Source organism: Pseudomonas sp. Fl5BN2, assembly GCF_009908205.1.
GTDB lineage: Bacteria > Pseudomonadota > Gammaproteobacteria > Pseudomonadales > Pseudomonadaceae > Aquipseudomonas.
Genome location: NZ_JAAARL010000004.1, coordinates 115,266 through 130,210, shown reverse-complemented (window position 1 = coordinate 130,210; position 14,945 = coordinate 115,266). Strand labels below are relative to the sequence as shown.

Genomic DNA, 14,945 nt, shown 5'->3' with positions numbered 1-14,945 from the left:
TCTGAGTTAGCGCGGTCGAGGACACTGTTGACCTGCAGGATTAACCGCCGATTAAGTCAGTAGGGAGCTAATGATTGTCCTGACTATCGCGCCCGCTTTCCCACTCGCGCTTCACCGTTCACTGTAGGCAATCCGCTGATGCCTGGGCAGGGCCAGGTTCAGCAGTTGCTCCAGTGACTGCTCCGGCGGCAGGTAGTCGTCGCCAAAATCGCCATCGGCCAATTGCGTCGGATGGGCCACCACTTCCACCACGCCCTCGGGACGAAATCCGTCCAGCAGGTCCTTGGGCGTGCATACCGTGATCATGCCAAATCCCGATAACCCGCAAATCCGCCGGTTCAGCGAGCTTTTGAACAGTCGCTTGAGCGGGCCGATATTGCCGCCGAGATTGCGGGCCAGGCGCACCGGCACACCCTGCTGGGCGGCAAAGCGCGCAACGATCACGCCAATCGGCCAGATATTGTGCACGTGCTGGTGCGAGTCGATATGGCTGGGGCGCAGCCCCTGATCAACACAGCGTTGCCACTGGGCCTGCAGCTCCTGCCTGACGGCTTCGCTGGCGGGGGCCGAAAGGCGCAAGGCCGAGCGCGGCAGGTTGAGATCGAACTGCCCCTTGGCGTCGCAAAACAACGGCTGGGTGCGGATCGCCGGGCTCAGTGGCTCGCCATAGGTCAGGTTGAAGTGCAAGCCGATGCGCCCCAGCAAGGCATGTTCGTGGGCCAGGCGGCAGGCATCCTCGAAGGCCGGCATGTTGGCCATCAGGGTGGCGGAACTGATCACCCCACGCTTGAAGGCGCGCAGGGTCAGTTGGTTGTAGTCCAGGTCGAGACCGAAGTCGTCAGCATTGACGATGACCCGGTGCACGCGTGGAACGGACAGGGTGTAGTTCATCGGTGAGCCCCTTGTGCAGTGCCGGCCTGGCGGCGTTCGCGCCAGGCTTTGAGGCGAGGTTTGAGGTATTGCCAGAGGCGTTCGGCGACGCCCGCCAGCAGGCCCAGGGGGCGCCAGGAGTAAAAGCTCCAGCGCTGGTGCTCCACCAGGCCGCTCATGCGTTCATGCAACTGGTGGCTGGAGCGACTGAGGCTGACCCGAGAGGCATCCACCCACTGCCAGCCTTCGTCCAGCCCCCAGCGAATCCACTCGTCCAGCAGCAACCGGCCACTGCCGAGGTTGGCGTGCTCGGCCAAGAAGGCGATGTTGTAGTCATACAGGCGACCGCGCTCCAGCAGGCCGAGACGATAGCTGATGCAGTGCCCCTGATGTTCGAGCATCACCACCCGCACGCAGCCCTCGGCGGCCAGCCCGCGCAACGCCGTCTGCATCCATTGCTGGCGTTGTTCTCCGGAGAAAATCCCCAGGCCGTCGGCGCCTTTCCAACTGGCCTGTTCCACCTCACTGAGCCTCTGCAGAACACTATCGATGCCATCCGCATCGGGCGCCATGCGCACCACTCGGGCATCGATTTCCCCGCAGCGTTTCTTCGCTCGCCGCAGTTCATAGCGCAAGGTGCCACTGGCTTCCCCACGGTCGCTGTCGACGATCAAGTGTTCCGGCGCGCGACAGCTCAAGGATTGCTCGCTGTACCAACTGGCCCGACGCCAAGGCGCGAGCAGGCTGGCGGCATTGACCAGTTCGTGGAACTGCAGCAGGTCGTGGGGCATCTGCCGGCGGATTTCCTGCAACACCTCGGGCATCGCGCTTTGCGCCGGGTCTGCGACCAGCAGCGCCAGGCGGTCACTCAGGGGGTGGCCCAAATGGCGTACCACCTGCAGGGGCAGTCCGGCCTTGCGCTCGCGGCCGCGGATCAGTGGCAGGCAGAGCAGCAGTTGCTGATCTTGCCAGCCCAGCAGAATCTGCAAGTGTTGTCGGCCATCGAGCGCCTGTTCGGCACCCTGCAACCAGCTCAGGCGGTTGAAGGGCGTGGCGTCAACGCAGCGTTGGCGCAGCTGTTCATAGGCCGCCACGGGGAAATCTGCTGCCGCAAGGCTTGCGCACCATTGCCACCGAAAGCTCACGAGAGGTCCTTATCAGTCTGGCTGGAAGAGACCGGATGCTGGGCCAGGCGCCCCCGGCGCAGATGATGCAGGCGGGTCTGGTGATAGGGGCGGCGGCGATGGAAATGCAGGCACCGCAGCAGGCAATAGACGTGCAAGGATTCACCGATCTCCTGAAAACCCAGGCGCATGTGCATTTTCAGCGCGGCTTCGTTGCGCACATTGACCAAGGCCCGGGTGGCCTTGAAACCACGCTCATGGTACTCGTCCCAGAGCATCTTCTGCGCCAGGATCACCACCCCCGAACCGCGAAACGGCGGCGCACATTCACCGGCGAACTGGTACAGGCAGCCTGGCGGCATGCGCATCCAGCAGCGGTATAACTGGTCATCGTAGTAATCGCGCTCGCTGACCCAGACCATCATCATCACGTTGCCGTCTTCATCCAGGTGCGCGCTGCCGCGGCTGCCCTTGTTCAGCAGGCCGCGAATGGCTGGCAGCTGGGCCTTGAAGTACTTGTCGAAAGCCGGCAGCAGGTCGGTGGTGATACGCACCTGGGGCCAGCGGCTGGGGTTGATGGGGCAGGGCACCGGCAGGGTCAGGGAACGCTCCAGGGTCAGCAGTTCCCAGTGGTAGAAAAAGAATCGTTCACAGAACACCCGCAGGCTGCCGCGCAGGCCCTTGCGGCGGATTTTGGCCAACAGGCCGGTCAAGCGATTCATAGGGTTTTCCAGGTCAAGGCAAACAGGGTTTCAGTGGGCAGTTGGAACTGCGCCCGGCCATCGCTGCACTGCACCGCTGCAGGGCGGCTGCGGCCATCGGGGCCCAGCAGTTCGAGGCTCGGGTTCGACTGGCAGATATCCAGTGCACCTGCCAGGTCAATGGTGTAGGCACGGGGCGTCTTGGCCACGCCCAACAGGCTGTGGCGCGGGCCGTCGCGCAGGGCCAGGGCATCCACCTCGAACGCCGGGTTATCGAGGCTCTGCACCTCGCCCAGCCAATGCTGCTGGATGAACTGCTGGGCCCGTGCCACCGGCTTCAGGCTAAAGCGCTGGGCATCTTGCTGGGACAGCATGCCCTTGGGGTACTCGGGCTCGTCGGCGGCCTGGAACCAGTTGAGCATGTCCAGCAGGCCGTCCTGGGAAGCGTTGATCACCACCGAGGCCCACCACAGGGCGGCGTAGTGGGTGTCTTGCTGATAGGGGCTGAGGTCCGGGCCGCTGGAGATATTGGTCTGGCTCAGCAGCAGCGCCTTGCGCGGCCGGCCGTGTTCGTCCAGCCCCACCAGGTCGGCTGCGGCGCGCACGCTGGCGCGATAACGGCGGGTGGCCAGCAGATCGCGAACCATCCACTCGTGCCAGGCCAGGGCATCGATATCGGCGCCGTGCTCGGCCAGCAATTGCCGGGCCCAGTCGATGCCCCGGCGTTGCCCGGCACCGACCCGGAACGGTCCATCGAGCAAGCGCGAGCTCACCGGCATGGCAATGCGTACACCCGCGGCACGGGCGTCAGGGTTGGCCTTGGTGTGTTCCAGCATCCGCGCAAAATACGCGGCAAACACCGCGTAGCTCGGGTAGTTGAGGTTGGGCTCGTCGGCGAATGCCAGGTAGTGCAAGCCCTGGTTACCCAACTGGACGCTGTCGGCCAGCCAGGCATCGAGTCCGGCAAAGGTCTGGCTGCCGGCCTCCAGCACTGCCTGGCGGCCGGTGCCCGCGAGCAAGGTGATGTCGCGGTCGATCTTGAACGTCTCGCGGTACAACCGACGGAAGGCTATTTCCCGCTGCGGCTCTTGCTTGATCACATCGACGAAGCTGTAGAAGTTGGCGGACCGCGGGCCCAGGGCCCGCAGCAATTCGAACGTCGACTGCGGGGGTTCGGCATAGGGCAGGGCGATCCCCAGGTGCGGGCTGGGACCGCGCACCTGGGGCTTGAGGGTCAGCTCGACCCGGCTCGGTGCCCACTGCAGCGGGTGCAGTTGGCGCAGGTCCTGGGCGAACAGGTTGGCGGTGCCGTCGAGCCAGAACCCGACCTTGCCCGAACCGCCCAGCGACAAGCGCCAGACTTCGTCCTGCTGGGCCACCGGCAAGGCGGCCTGGTCGAACTGCCCGTACTGCGGGTGTTCCACCAGCTTGAGCCGGACCAGTTGGCCGTCACTCAGGCGTGAGGCCTGGAGCACACTGACGCCGTCGTAATACTTGCCCGCCAGCACCGCCTGCTCGCCAGCCGCTACGCGAAAGTACAGCTCGACCCCGCTGGGGACGTCGGCACTGAAATGTACCTTGGCCGGTTCGAATTGGCCGCGAGTGGCGCTGTCGTGGTTGACCTTGAAGTTACGGAAGCTGTAGCCCGGGACTTGCAGCCGATAGTCACCCTGGGCGGCAGGCAGCTGGATTTCCCGTTGGCCATAAGGTTGATCGGCGCGGATTTCCAACTGTTGCAGCAACTGGCCGTCGGGGCCCAGCAGGTACAGCTGTTCCTGGTTGGCATCGCTTTGCCAGGCCGGGCTCCAGCGCAATTGCAGGGTGTCTGCGGCAGCGGCCTGCAGATACAGGCTGCCGTCGCGGATATCCGCCCATTGCATGGGCTCCGCGTGCAGGGATGAAGCCGCTGAGATCAGCATCAGGGCGAGCAGGGAGCAGGGTTTCATCAGGCCTTTTCCTTAGGACGCAATAAGTGACGCACGTAGACAATGTCTCCAGGTAGCAGGATCAGGGTGCGGTACCAGGCCACACCACTGAGGTGGCAATACAGGCCAAGCATCACCAGGCTCACCGCCAGGTAGGCGATGGACGAGGCCAGGCCGGCGCCGACGATGCCCAGGTGCGGGATCAATACGGCGTTGAGCGCCAGGTTCAGCAGGGCACCGCCGGCCAACAGCAATGACAGGGCCCCAGGACGCTGCTTGCCCAGCAGGTCCAGGCGCAGGATGCTCGCATAGCACAGGCCGAACAGCCCCGGCAGCAGGGCCAGCAGCGCGCTGTACGCCGGGGCGTATTCGGCGCCGAATAGGGTGACGATCAGCCACTGGCCGATCAGCGCCATGCACAGGCAGGCGCCGAGCATGACCGTGGCAGTCAGGCGCAGGGCCAGGGCGGTGAGTTGCTCGATGCCGGCCCCCTGTTGCAGCAGGCGCTTCATCAAGGGTGTGGTCACTGCCTCGGGAATGATCAGCAACAGCTCGGCGGCGGCACTGGCCATGGCATACCAGCCCAGGGCGGCCGGATCGAGCAGGGCACCGATAAACAGGTAGTCCGAACGCAGCATCAGTTGCTGGGACAGCACCCCGGGATGGCTCTGGGCGCTGTAGCGCAGCAGCTTGCCTTGTTCCCCGGCCTGCCAGCGCAGGCGCAAATCATGAAAACGCGCCAACCAGCACCAGCCGACCACCACCACCAACACGGTGCCGCCCAGCCAACTGATGAGTGCGGCGGACAGCGGCTGGTCGCGCCAGATCCACCACAGGCCGACGAACAACAGCAGCGGCACCAGGGATTCCAGCAGGCGCAGGGCATTGAAGGCTTCGACCCGGCCATCGGCGTTGTGCAGGGTCAGCAAGCCGCTCTTGAGCACGGTGATCGGCACTGCCAGCAACAACAGCCAGGCCAGGTCCCCCAGTTGCAGGCTGATCTCCCACTGGCTACCCAAGGTGTTGCTCACGGCCAGGCCGGCCAGGGTCAGCAAGCCGGCCAGCAGGCAGCCGTAGATCAGCACCTGGGTCAGCAACAGCCCCATGGGCCGCTGGCGCGCCGCCTCATAACCGACAGCGGTGTTGAGGCCGCCACTGGTGAGCGCGGCGATCAGGTCCGGCAAGGTGCTGAGCAGGGCGAACAGGCCGCGATCGGCGGGTCCCAGCAGGCGTGCCAGCAACACATTGCGCAGTAATCGCAGGCCGATCATCGCCAGCCGCGTGCCTATGCTCAGGGCCAGGTGCCAGAGGTAGCTGCCGCGCTTCATGCCCGCGCTCCCTGCAGCAAGCGCCAGGCCAGCAGGCCCGGGCGCCCGGCGCTGGCGTGGCTGACATCGATGCGCGGCAAGGCCAGCAGCGGATTGCCGTCGGCCTCGATCAAGCCGGGGCGCGTGCCCAGGGCGTAGCGATAGCCCAGCTCGGCGACTGCTGCGCGCACCTCGGGGCTGTGATCGCCATTGGGGTAGCAATACACCCCCAGTGGCGCCTGGCAGTGTTCCTGCAGGGCCGCGTGGGAACGGTGCAGGTCGCTGCGCAACGCTGGGCCGTCAAGGCGGGTGAGGATGCCGTGACTGGCGCCGTGGGGGCCAAAGCGCACCAGCCCAGAGCGTTCCAGGCGCTGGACCTGGGCCCAGTCCAGGCTGTGGGGGGCACTGGCGGCGGGGCAACTGTCGGCCAGGGCTTGCAGGGTCTCGGGAGCCAGGTTTTTCAGGCATTGCAAATAGCTCCCGAGTGCCCGGCTGCGAGCGTCGCTGTCGTCGGTTTGCAGCAAGCTGGGCGGGGGCGTCAGTTGCAGCGCCCGCAATTGCACCAGCAGCGGCTGTGCTGCGGGGCTGGCGCCGTGCTGCCACAGGGTTTCGCCAATCGACTCCCACCAGAAACCTTGCTGGCTGCCGATGAAATCGGTGGACAGGAAGATGCTCGCCGGCACTTCGTAACGCTCCAGCAGCGGATAGGCGACCTCGGCATTGTCGCGCCAGCCATCGTCGAAAGTCAGTGCCACTCGCGGCCGATCGCCACCGGGATACTCCAGCAAGTGCTGCAGCGGCACACAGTCGAAATGCCGCCGCAACCAGCGCAGCAGATGCTCGAAGTGATCCTGGCCAACGCACAACGGAGCCCGGTGGGGCTTGCGCGCGGCGGTGGAATCGGCCAGTACCCGGTGCAGCATCAGCACCACCCCGGCGTCGCTCAGGCGGGCGCGGCCGAGGCTGTGCAGGTAGGCGCTGCCGAGCAGGCGCTTGAGGGATTGTTTGAAGTTCATGTCAGCGGTTCTGTTGTGGGTTCCACAGGGCATAACGCCGCCCGCGGAGAAACTGCCAGAGGCCCATGCTCATGCCGGCCAGGGTCACCAGCACGAAGCCGGCGAGACGAAACACCTTGGGCAGGCGCCCGCGACTGTCCAGCAGCCCCAGCACCCCGGCACCGTAACCCAGCACCTGGGCGATCAGGCTCAGGCTGTAGAAGGCTCCGGCGTTCCACAGCCACAGGCTGCTGAGCAACAGTGGCAGCAACAACACCGGGGCCAAGCGGCGTATCAGTTTGTGGCTGATCAGGGCAATGGCGTAGGCGCCGTGGCGCAACGGGTTCATCAGCTCGCGCCGCTGGGCCAGGCTCTGCAGGCCGCCGACGGTGACCCGCAGGCGCCGGCGGTATTGCTTGCCGGCTTCGTCGACGCCCTGGTCGAGTACCTGGGCCTCTTCGACATAGACGATGCGCTTGCCGGCCACAGGGGCGCAGGTGCTAATGAAAAAGTCATCGTTGACCTCGGCGGGAATCCGCTGGAACAGCTCGCGGCGCAGGGCCAGCAATGCGCCGTCGGCGGAAACCATGCAGCCGGTACGGTTTTCCGCCTGGCGCAACCAGGCCTCGTAATGCCGGTACAGGCTGTCTCCCAGGCTCAGGTTGTGCCCCGGGTTGGGGATGATCATGTGCCCGCCGCAGGCCCCGACCTGCGGATCGGCCAGGGGCGCCAAGAGTTTGCCCAGGGTATCGGTGGACCACTGGTTGTCGGCGTCGGTGAACACCAGGATGTCGTTGCGCGCCAGCTCCACGGCGGCGTTCAGGGCTCCGGCCTTGCCCACTCTGGGCAGGTCGAGGACCACGATCCGCGAATCGCGTACGCCCAGGGCGGTGGCCACGGTGTCGTCACTGGAGCCGTCGCTGGCGAGGATGATCTGCAGGTCGCTGGCCGGGTAGTCCTGTTGCAGCAGGGTGCGCAGCTTGTGTTCGATGTGCGGGCCTTCGTTATGCGCGGCAATGATCACGCTGACCGACAGGGGCGGGCCTGGTTCCTGCGGTCGCGGTTTGACGAACAGGCTCAGCAGGGCCAACAGCAGCGGATAACCAACCCAGGCATAGAAGGGCAGTAACAGGCACAGCCAGAAAATTATTTTAGCCACGGTCAGGCCTCACAGCAGAACGGTTGAACAGACCCTGAATCAGTGCCACGGCCCCCAGGTGCAGACGCACCCAGTGCAGGACCCAGAGTTGCAGGACAAACAGCGGATCACGCTGACGCAGGCCTTGGCGCAAGGCCAGGACCAGGGGCACCAGCCCCCCCAGCAACGGGCACAGCGCGGCCATGGCCGGACGCCCCAGCAGCAGGCCGAGCAGGGCCAGCAGGCTGAGTGCCGCACAGGCCAGGCACAACAGGGGAAAACGCAGCAAACGCAGGTTGAGGCCACTGCCCTTTAGCAGTTGCACATGGCTGCCCTGGCGCCAGCGCTCCTTGCCGGCCCATTCGCCCCAACTGCCCTCGAACCCCCAATGCAGCACCTGGGGTTGCGGCTGGCTCAGTTGGCGGGCGCCGGCAGCGTGCAGGCGCAAGCCAAAGTCCTTGTCTTCGCCAGTGCGCAGTTGCTCGTCAAAGCCGCCGACACGTTCGAACCAGACCCGCTGCAGGCACAGATTGGGCGTAGGCATCCAGTGCAGCAGGCGGGCTTGCTGGCCGCCGGCCAGACTGCGACGTTGCCAGGCCCTGGCGAACCAGGGAGCGCTGGCAGGCGCTGCGCAGTCCAGAGCGAAGACCTCGGCGCGTTGTTCGGCCAAGGCCTGTTGCCAGAGTTGCAGCCAGTTCTCGGGGACCTCGATATCCGCATCGAGAAATGCCAGGCAATCGCCAGTGGCGATGGCCGCTCCGCGATTGCGCAAGGCCCCGATGCTGATCCCCGGGCAGAGCAGGACCCGCGCGCCCAGCGCCTGGGCCTGTTGCGGCCCCTGGTCGGTGGAACCGTTGTCGACCACGATCAATTCGCAGTCGACGGCGGCAGCCCTGGCCGCGCGGAGCACGCTGTCCAGGGTCCGGGTGATGTGACGTGCCTCGTTGTACATGGGCACTATCACGCTGATCCTTTGCATCTTTGCCTCCCTTGGCCAGATTGCGTTGTTGTCATGGACGCCTTGTCTCGGCGCTGTTTTTTCGGCCTTGCTCGGTGTTTGCCATACCGCCTGGCGCCGCTCGCAAGCGGCGCAGGAGGGAGGCTCAGGGACTACCGATCAGGTCGGGGCACGGCGCGTCGGGGCTTCTTCGGCTTGCAGCCGGAGCACGCTGGACAGGGCCAGGAAGATCCACAGGTACTTGTGGTTCGGCGCGCTGAGAAACAGCAGGAACACCGCCATGGCCAGCAGGCTCAAGCCCAGGTGGGTGGCGATATCGGCCTGCTCGCGCTGATCACGGGCGAGAAACCCCTGGCGCGCCCGCTCGAAATTGCGCAGGCCCATGAGCATCAGCACCACAAAGCTCAGGCCGCCGGGAATCCCCAGTTCGCTGAACAGTTCCAGGTAGGTGTTGTGGGCCCGGCGGAACAGGTCCGGCTCGTTCATGTTTTCCGAGAAGCTGCTGGCAAAGCCGGTCTGTGCGTAATGAATCGGGAAGGTGCCCAGGCCCGAGCCCAGCAGCGGGTTTTCGCGGATCATCTGGCCACCCACTACCAGGTAGGAGGTGCGCCGGCCCAGGGAGGTGTCTTCCGAGTGGGCACCGGACTTGAGCATGCCCAGGGACTTGATCCGTGCCACATAGTCCGCCGGCAGTGCGGCAATCCCCAGGGGCACGACGATCGCCACGGCGAACATGGCGAACCCCAGGTGCTTGGGTCGCAGGCCCTTGAGCCGGTCGCGGTAGTGCCAGGCGCCGATGGCGATGATGAACAGCACCACCAGCAGGCCGGAGCGCGAGTCGGTCTTGGTCATGCCGGCCATCAGGGTCAGGCTGATGCCGACCCAGAACAGCCGCACCGGCCAGTAGGGCGAGCGCAAGGCAAGGAAGATCGCCGGTGGAACCGCCATGGCGATCAACAGGGCGAAATAGTTGGCGTCCTGCAACAGGCCGATAGCCCGGCCGCCCACCTGGTACTTGGCGGAAATCAACGCGATCACGCAAGTGATTGCCACGCTCACCGCCAACAGCCGGCAGAGCATCAACAGGTTGATCTCGCGGGCGATCAGCAGGGTGACGAAAAACAGCACCAGGCCCACCGCCAGCTCCCGCAGGTTGTCCAGGGACACCAGCAGATTCTCGCTGTACATCAGGCTCAGCAGCAGGCACAGCAGGAACGGCCCGAGGGCCCGCCACAGATTGCTGCGCAAGCGGGTTTCGGGGATCTGCCGCAACAGCAGCTTGAACAGCATGATCAGGATCAGCGAGGCGCCCAGCAGCTTGGCCCCGGAAAACGCGCTGTCCTTGAACAGGCCCTCGAAGGGCACCAGGGCACAAATCCCCAGCAGGCCCCAGCCTGGGCGGCGATACAGCACGGCCAGGCCAAATAACCCGACCACCACCAGCGGCGCGAGAAACGGCCACGGGCTGGCAAGCAGCAGCAAGCTGGCCAGGCCCAACAGAAGTCCGAGGAGCGGGGCGGCGATCATACCGGGGTGGCCTCTCTGGCGACGCGGTACAGCTCATCCCAGCTGCGGGCCAGGGTGGGCAGGTGATAGTACTTGCGCTGGGTAACACGGGCGGCGCCGGCCAGTTCCTCGGCCAAGCCCGGATCATCCAGCAGCTCGCCGATGCGGCGTTCCAGCTCGGCACTGTCCAGGGGCTTGGCCAAGAGGCCGTTGTGCCGGTGTTGCAGCACATCGGGAATGCCGCCCACGGCAAAGGCCACTACTGGGGTGCCGGCCTGCATGGCTTCCAGGAGGATCATCGGCGTGCCCTCGGTGCGTGAGCTGAGCACCAATACGTTGAGGCGCTTGAGCCAGGGCTGCATGTCGTTCTGATAACCCGGCAACAGGATCCGCAACGCCAGCCCGGCGTCTTCGATGCGTTGGCGCAAGGCCTGGTTCTGCTCGCCGTCGCCCAGCAGCACGGCCTTGAGCCCGGGGCGCTGGTGGCACAGGGCAATCAGCGCATCGAGGAACAGGTCCGGACCTTTTTCCGCGCTCAAGCGGCCGACAAAACCCACCAGGGGTTCGGCTTCGTCGCGGCGCACTTCGGGCTCGCGCAGCGGCGGGCCATCGGTGCTCGCCGGCAGGATCAGCTTGGGCTCCGGCAGGCCGTTGGGGATCACCCGCAGCTTGGCCTCGGCCACGCCCGCCTGCACGTGCAACTGGGCAATGCTCTGGGCCACGCAGGCCACCCGGCGTACCTGGCGGCTGCGGCACAGGCGCAGGCTGATCCAGGTGTAGAGCTTCTGTTTCAGGCTGCGCGGGGTGAAACCGTGCTGGGTCAGCACCAGGGGCAGGTGCAGGCGCCGGGCGCAAACCCAGGCGAACACCTGGGCCTTGAAGTTGTGGGCGTTGAGCAGCCCAGGCTGGTGCCGCAGGTGAGCCAGCAACTCTTTCAAGCACTGGCAGTTGTGGCTCGGCACACCGGCCTTGGCAAAGCGCTCCAGCAGTGTTGCCGGAGCGTTGAGGAACACCACCCGGTGCTGCCCCGGCGTGACCAGGCAGTGATCCAGCAGCATGCGTTCGGCACCATAGAAGCCGCCGCTGTGGATCAGGTGCACGATGGGCTGCACGGCCCGGCTCAGGTCGTTCACTGTTTGGCCCAATACCAGGCCCAGCGCCAGGTCCAGCGTGGATAGGGATTGACCTGCTGCTCTTCAACCGCGTTGAGCACCATCAGCACCGGCAGGCCGAGGTGATCGCTGACCTGGGCCGGGTGCTTGAAGCGGTGGTCGAAGAACTCGTAGACATAGCCCAGGGCGATGGCCAGCAGCAGGCCGGTGAGCAGGCCCAGGGGAATGATCAGCATCGGTTTGGGGAACGCCGCTTCGCTGGGTTCATAGGGCTGGCTGAGAATCCTCGCGTTGGACAGTTCACCGCTGATCAGGCGTTCGCCGCGGCTTTCTTCGTAGCGCTGGGTGTAGGTGAAGAAGGCTTTGTGCAAGGCATCGATTTCGGTGTCCAGCTGACGCAGTTTGCTCAGCACTTCCTGCAGGTCGCGTACCCGGGTCTTGTACTCGTTGATCCGCGCACTCTTCTGGGCAATCACCGACTGGGTGATCTGCAGGTCGCTGCTGCGCTCGCGCACGCGGTTTTCCACCACCTTGAGGAACTGCGCCCGGGCCCGCACGATCTGCTCGCGCTGCTGCTGCATCGGTACGCTGTCGGCCCGGTAGGTGTCGGCCGTGGTGCCGAACTGGGTCACCAGGTTGGTCAGTTGCTCGCCCAGTTGCTTGATCTCGCGGTCTTCGTAGGCAACGTTGTCCACGGTGTTGGCAAAGGCGAAGGGGAAGGTGTAGTCGGTCAGGTTGGCCTTGCGCGCAGCCGCCAGGTTCTTCTGCAGGTAGTCCAGGCGGCGCTGGTTCTCCAGGGCCTGGTCGCGGTAGCCGTTGAGGGACTGCTCTTCAGTGTTGATGGCGTTCAGGCGGAAGGTGATTTCTTCCTTGGGGTCGGAGGCATGGGCCGCTTCCAGCAGGGCCTGGCGCTTGCCTTCCAGGTCATCCAGGCGCGACTGGTACTGAGCCTTTTTCTGTTCGTAGAAGGCTTCGGGCAGTTCGTTGGATTGCAGGTCCTGGCGATTCTTCAGGTAGTTGGCCAGCAGGCGCTCGACGAAGCGCGTGCCTTCGGCGGCATTCGGGCTGCTGTAGACCACCGAGATCACGTTGGAGCCGGGCAGGGTGCCGATCTTCAGGTCCTTGACCGCCTGGTCGGTGAAGGCATCCAGACTGGTGTCGCGTACCGGATCCACGGCCAGCCCGAAGAAGCCGCGCACGGGATTGATCACATGATTGCGCAGCGGATCGATCAGGCCGTTCTTGATCGGCTTGACGATCAGCTTGCTCAGCAGGCCCTCGCTGCCACCGAACTGGCCCTCGCGGCGCAGCTGGTCGATGGTGGTGCGGATCAGGGTCGGCGAACGCAGGATATTGCTCTCGGTCTCCATGTCCGCCAGCGACGGCGGGATGAACTTGTCGGAGTCCGGGGTGAGCATGGTGTTGGCGTCGGTCTGCGACAGCTTCTTGGACTGCACAATCACTTCGGCAGTGACCTCGAAGCTCTGCTTGAGCACCAGCGGCAGTAGCAGGGCGATCAGCGCGAAGCCCAGGAACACCCGTTTGATCAGGCGTCGATTGACAAAGAACACGAGCAGGAACTCGTGCAGGTAGTTTTCGATCTTGGTCATCAAGAGGGGGCTCAGTTATTTTTCGTTTCTTTGTTGTCGACGCGGTAGCCGAAGCTGAACCCGACACCCTGGAACATGATCACGTCAGCCAGCTGCTTGCTCAGGGCCCCGGCCTTGGCCAGGCGGGTCTTGGGCACGTAGAGCATGTCGTCTGGCTGCAGGTAGGCGAACTGCAAGGCCTTGCCGTCCAGCGCCGCATCGGCGTCATAGACCCGCGCTTCGACCTGGTTGCCCTTGCGCCGCATGATCACCACCGAGTCCAGGCGCGCGGTGGGTCCGGCGCCCTTGGCCAGGGTCAGGGCCTCGAGCACCGAGATCGGCCTGCGGATCGGGTAGGCTCCCGGCTGGCCGACTTCGCCCATGACGAACACTTCGTTGGCGGCGGTGGTCTTGAGCAGTACATCGACGCTCACCCCTCCCACTTCCTTGGCGTAGCGCTGGTTGATCAGGCTCTGCAGCTCGCTCAGGCTCTTGCCCTGCAAGGACAGGCTGCCCAGCAGCGGGAAACTGGCGCGGCCGTCGGAACCCACGACGATCTCGCGGCTCAGGCCGGTAGCGGGGTTGGTCAGGCTGGTGCGCAGATTGTCCAGCTGAGCCATGGCGTGGGAAATCGAGAAGGTGATCTGCGGCTTCTTCAAGACCTTGGCGTACTGCGTCTCCAGAACCTGGCGCGCCTGTTCCGCCGATAGCCCGGCAACCTGGATATTGCCCACGTAGGGCATGTCGATGCTGCCGTCGGGCAAGACCAGCTTGCTGCCCCCCAGTTCCGGGGCGGTGAGGAAGCTCACGTCGACCTGATCACCGGGCTGCACCAGATAGCGGCTCTGGCTGGTGGTGCCGATGTGGAAGATCACATCGAGTACGTCCTGCGGGCGCAGCACCTGTTCGATGGGCATGACTTCAGTGAGCTGGGCCTGATCGGCCGCGGCACTGAGAATCTGCACTGGCATCTGCTGCGGCTCGCGGTTGATGCAGCCACCCAGGGCCACCAGCAGCGACAGGCTCAGCAGGGAAAGTATGGGTTTGTTCATGGTTACACGTTCCTTGTGCCGGTCAGAGACGGTCATAAACCCACTTGGGCATGTAGTACTTGCGGGCGTTGAACACACTGCCGATCAATTTCGCTTCGGCCTGGATCAAGCGCTGCGCCGCGGCCTGGGCCACTTCCCAGCGGGTTTCCTCGCTGCGTACCACCAGCACCACGCCATCCACCTGAGTGCTCAAGGTGAGGATGTCGCCGCTGCTGTACACCGGGTCGCCATCGATGATCACGAAGCGGTATTCCTTGGCCAGGCTCTGCAACACTTCGCGCAGCAATTGCGGGGTCAGGCGCTCGGCGTATTGCTGGCGCCGGCCCAGGGGCAGGAAGTCGAAGTTCAATTCGTCGCGGCTTTCGATGCAGAAGGCCAGGGTCGGCGGAGTGTCAGCCAGGGCCAGGTCGAGAAAACCCGCACGGTCACCCAGGTCGAGGCGCCGGGTCAGGCTGTTTTCCGAGAGGCTGGTGTCCACCAGCAACACCCGGCCGCGGCTGGTGCGCGCCAGTTCGTTGGCCATGCTCAGGCTGCTGCTGGTGATGCCGCTGTTGCGATTGGCCGCCGTGAGCAGGATCACCCGCAGCTCCTGGTCGAGCACGGTCACCGCCAGGTTGCTTTCGCTGGGGCTCTGGATATTCAGACTGGCAAAGGTTGCTGCCGCCATT

General features: G+C 65.0%; 13 protein-coding genes. All 13 read right to left on the bottom strand.

Annotation, left to right across the window (positions count from 1 at the left end; translation table 11 throughout):
• Positions 1-111: 111 nt before the first annotated feature.
• Positions 112-891, bottom strand: coding sequence for a carbohydrate deacetylase (locus GV819_RS06895; protein WP_161754815.1), 780 nt, complete (start codon positions 889-891; stop codon positions 112-114).
• Positions 888-2,015: a GNAT family N-acetyltransferase gene (locus GV819_RS06890; protein WP_161754813.1), complete on the bottom strand. Its 1,128-nt coding sequence runs from the start codon at positions 2,013-2,015 to the stop codon at positions 888-890. Before GV819_RS06890 ends, GV819_RS06895 begins: the two co-directional genes overlap by 4 nt.
• Complete coding sequence (locus GV819_RS06885) at positions 2,012-2,716, bottom strand: N-acetyltransferase (protein ID WP_161754811.1); 705 nt, start codon at positions 2,714-2,716, stop codon at positions 2,012-2,014. The genes GV819_RS06890 and GV819_RS06885 overlap by 4 nt, the downstream gene beginning before the upstream one ends.
• The gene (locus GV819_RS06880; RefSeq protein ID WP_161754809.1) at positions 2,713-4,641 is read right to left on the bottom strand and encodes a hypothetical protein; all 1,929 of its coding nucleotides are present in this window, start codon (positions 4,639-4,641) and stop codon (positions 2,713-2,715) included. Before GV819_RS06880 ends, GV819_RS06885 begins: the two co-directional genes overlap by 4 nt.
• Positions 4,641-5,948, bottom strand: a complete 1,308-nt coding sequence (locus GV819_RS06875) for a lipopolysaccharide biosynthesis protein (protein ID WP_161754807.1) — start codon at positions 5,946-5,948, stop codon at positions 4,641-4,643. Before GV819_RS06875 ends, GV819_RS06880 begins: the two co-directional genes overlap by 1 nt.
• The gene (locus GV819_RS06870; RefSeq protein ID WP_161754805.1) at positions 5,945-6,943 is read right to left on the bottom strand and encodes a polysaccharide deacetylase family protein; all 999 of its coding nucleotides are present in this window, start codon (positions 6,941-6,943) and stop codon (positions 5,945-5,947) included. Before GV819_RS06870 ends, GV819_RS06875 begins: the two co-directional genes overlap by 4 nt.
• A gap of 1 nt (position 6,944) precedes the next feature.
• The gene (locus tag GV819_RS06865; protein ID WP_161754803.1) at positions 6,945-8,081 is read right to left on the bottom strand and encodes a glycosyltransferase; all 1,137 of its coding nucleotides are present in this window, start codon (positions 8,079-8,081) and stop codon (positions 6,945-6,947) included.
• Positions 8,074-9,039, bottom strand: coding sequence for a glycosyltransferase family 2 protein (locus tag GV819_RS06860; protein WP_161754801.1), 966 nt, complete (start codon positions 9,037-9,039; stop codon positions 8,074-8,076). The genes GV819_RS06865 and GV819_RS06860 overlap by 8 nt, the downstream gene beginning before the upstream one ends.
• Positions 9,040-9,177: 138 nt before the next feature.
• Positions 9,178-10,545 (bottom strand): O-antigen ligase family protein, encoded by a 1,368-nt coding sequence (locus GV819_RS06855; protein WP_161754799.1) that lies wholly within the window; start codon positions 10,543-10,545, stop codon positions 9,178-9,180.
• Positions 10,542-11,669 carry a glycosyltransferase family 4 protein gene (locus GV819_RS06850; protein WP_161754797.1) on the bottom strand — a complete coding sequence of 376 codons (1,128 nt, stop codon included), beginning with the start codon at positions 11,667-11,669 and terminating at the stop codon, positions 10,542-10,544. The genes GV819_RS06855 and GV819_RS06850 overlap by 4 nt, the downstream gene beginning before the upstream one ends.
• The gene (locus tag GV819_RS06845) at positions 11,654-13,246 is read right to left on the bottom strand and encodes a GumC family protein (RefSeq protein WP_161754795.1); all 1,593 of its coding nucleotides are present in this window, start codon (positions 13,244-13,246) and stop codon (positions 11,654-11,656) included. Before GV819_RS06845 ends, GV819_RS06850 begins: the two co-directional genes overlap by 16 nt.
• A gap of 11 nt (positions 13,247-13,257) precedes the next feature.
• Complete coding sequence (locus tag GV819_RS06840) at positions 13,258-14,277, bottom strand: polysaccharide biosynthesis/export family protein (RefSeq protein WP_161754793.1); 1,020 nt, start codon at positions 14,275-14,277, stop codon at positions 13,258-13,260.
• 22 nt (positions 14,278-14,299) lie between these two features.
• The gene (locus GV819_RS06835) at positions 14,300-14,944 is read right to left on the bottom strand and encodes a CpsD/CapB family tyrosine-protein kinase (RefSeq protein WP_161754791.1); all 645 of its coding nucleotides are present in this window, start codon (positions 14,942-14,944) and stop codon (positions 14,300-14,302) included.
• Between the last annotated feature and the right edge of the window lies 1 nt (position 14,945).

Bases quoted from the DNA above. Each gene is read 5' to 3' on its own strand.
- GV819_RS06860 (WP_161754801.1), bottom strand. From the start codon at position 9,039: ATGCAAAGGATCAGCGTGATAGTGCCCATGTACAACGAGGCACGTCAC.
- GV819_RS06875 (WP_161754807.1), bottom strand. From the start codon at position 5,948: ATGAAGCGCGGCAGCTACCTCTGGCACCTGGCCCTGAGCATAGGCACG.
- GV819_RS06870 (WP_161754805.1), bottom strand. From the start codon at position 6,943: ATGAACTTCAAACAATCCCTCAAGCGCCTGCTCGGCAGCGCCTACCTG.
- GV819_RS06855 (WP_161754799.1), bottom strand. From the start codon at position 10,545: ATGATCGCCGCCCCGCTCCTCGGACTTCTGTTGGGCCTGGCCAGCTTG.
- GV819_RS06835 (WP_161754791.1), bottom strand. From the start codon at position 14,944: ATGGCGGCAGCAACCTTTGCCAGTCTGAATATCCAGAGCCCCAGCGAA.
- GV819_RS06845 (WP_161754795.1), bottom strand. From the start codon at position 13,246: ATGACCAAGATCGAAAACTACCTGCACGAGTTCCTGCTCGTGTTCTTT.
- GV819_RS06840 (WP_161754793.1), bottom strand. From the start codon at position 14,277: ATGAACAAACCCATACTTTCCCTGCTGAGCCTGTCGCTGCTGGTGGCC.
- GV819_RS06880 (WP_161754809.1), bottom strand. From the start codon at position 4,641: ATGAAACCCTGCTCCCTGCTCGCCCTGATGCTGATCTCAGCGGCTTCA.
- GV819_RS06885 (WP_161754811.1), bottom strand. From the start codon at position 2,716: ATGAATCGCTTGACCGGCCTGTTGGCCAAAATCCGCCGCAAGGGCCTG.
- GV819_RS06895 (WP_161754815.1), bottom strand. From the start codon at position 891: ATGAACTACACCCTGTCCGTTCCACGCGTGCACCGGGTCATCGTCAAT.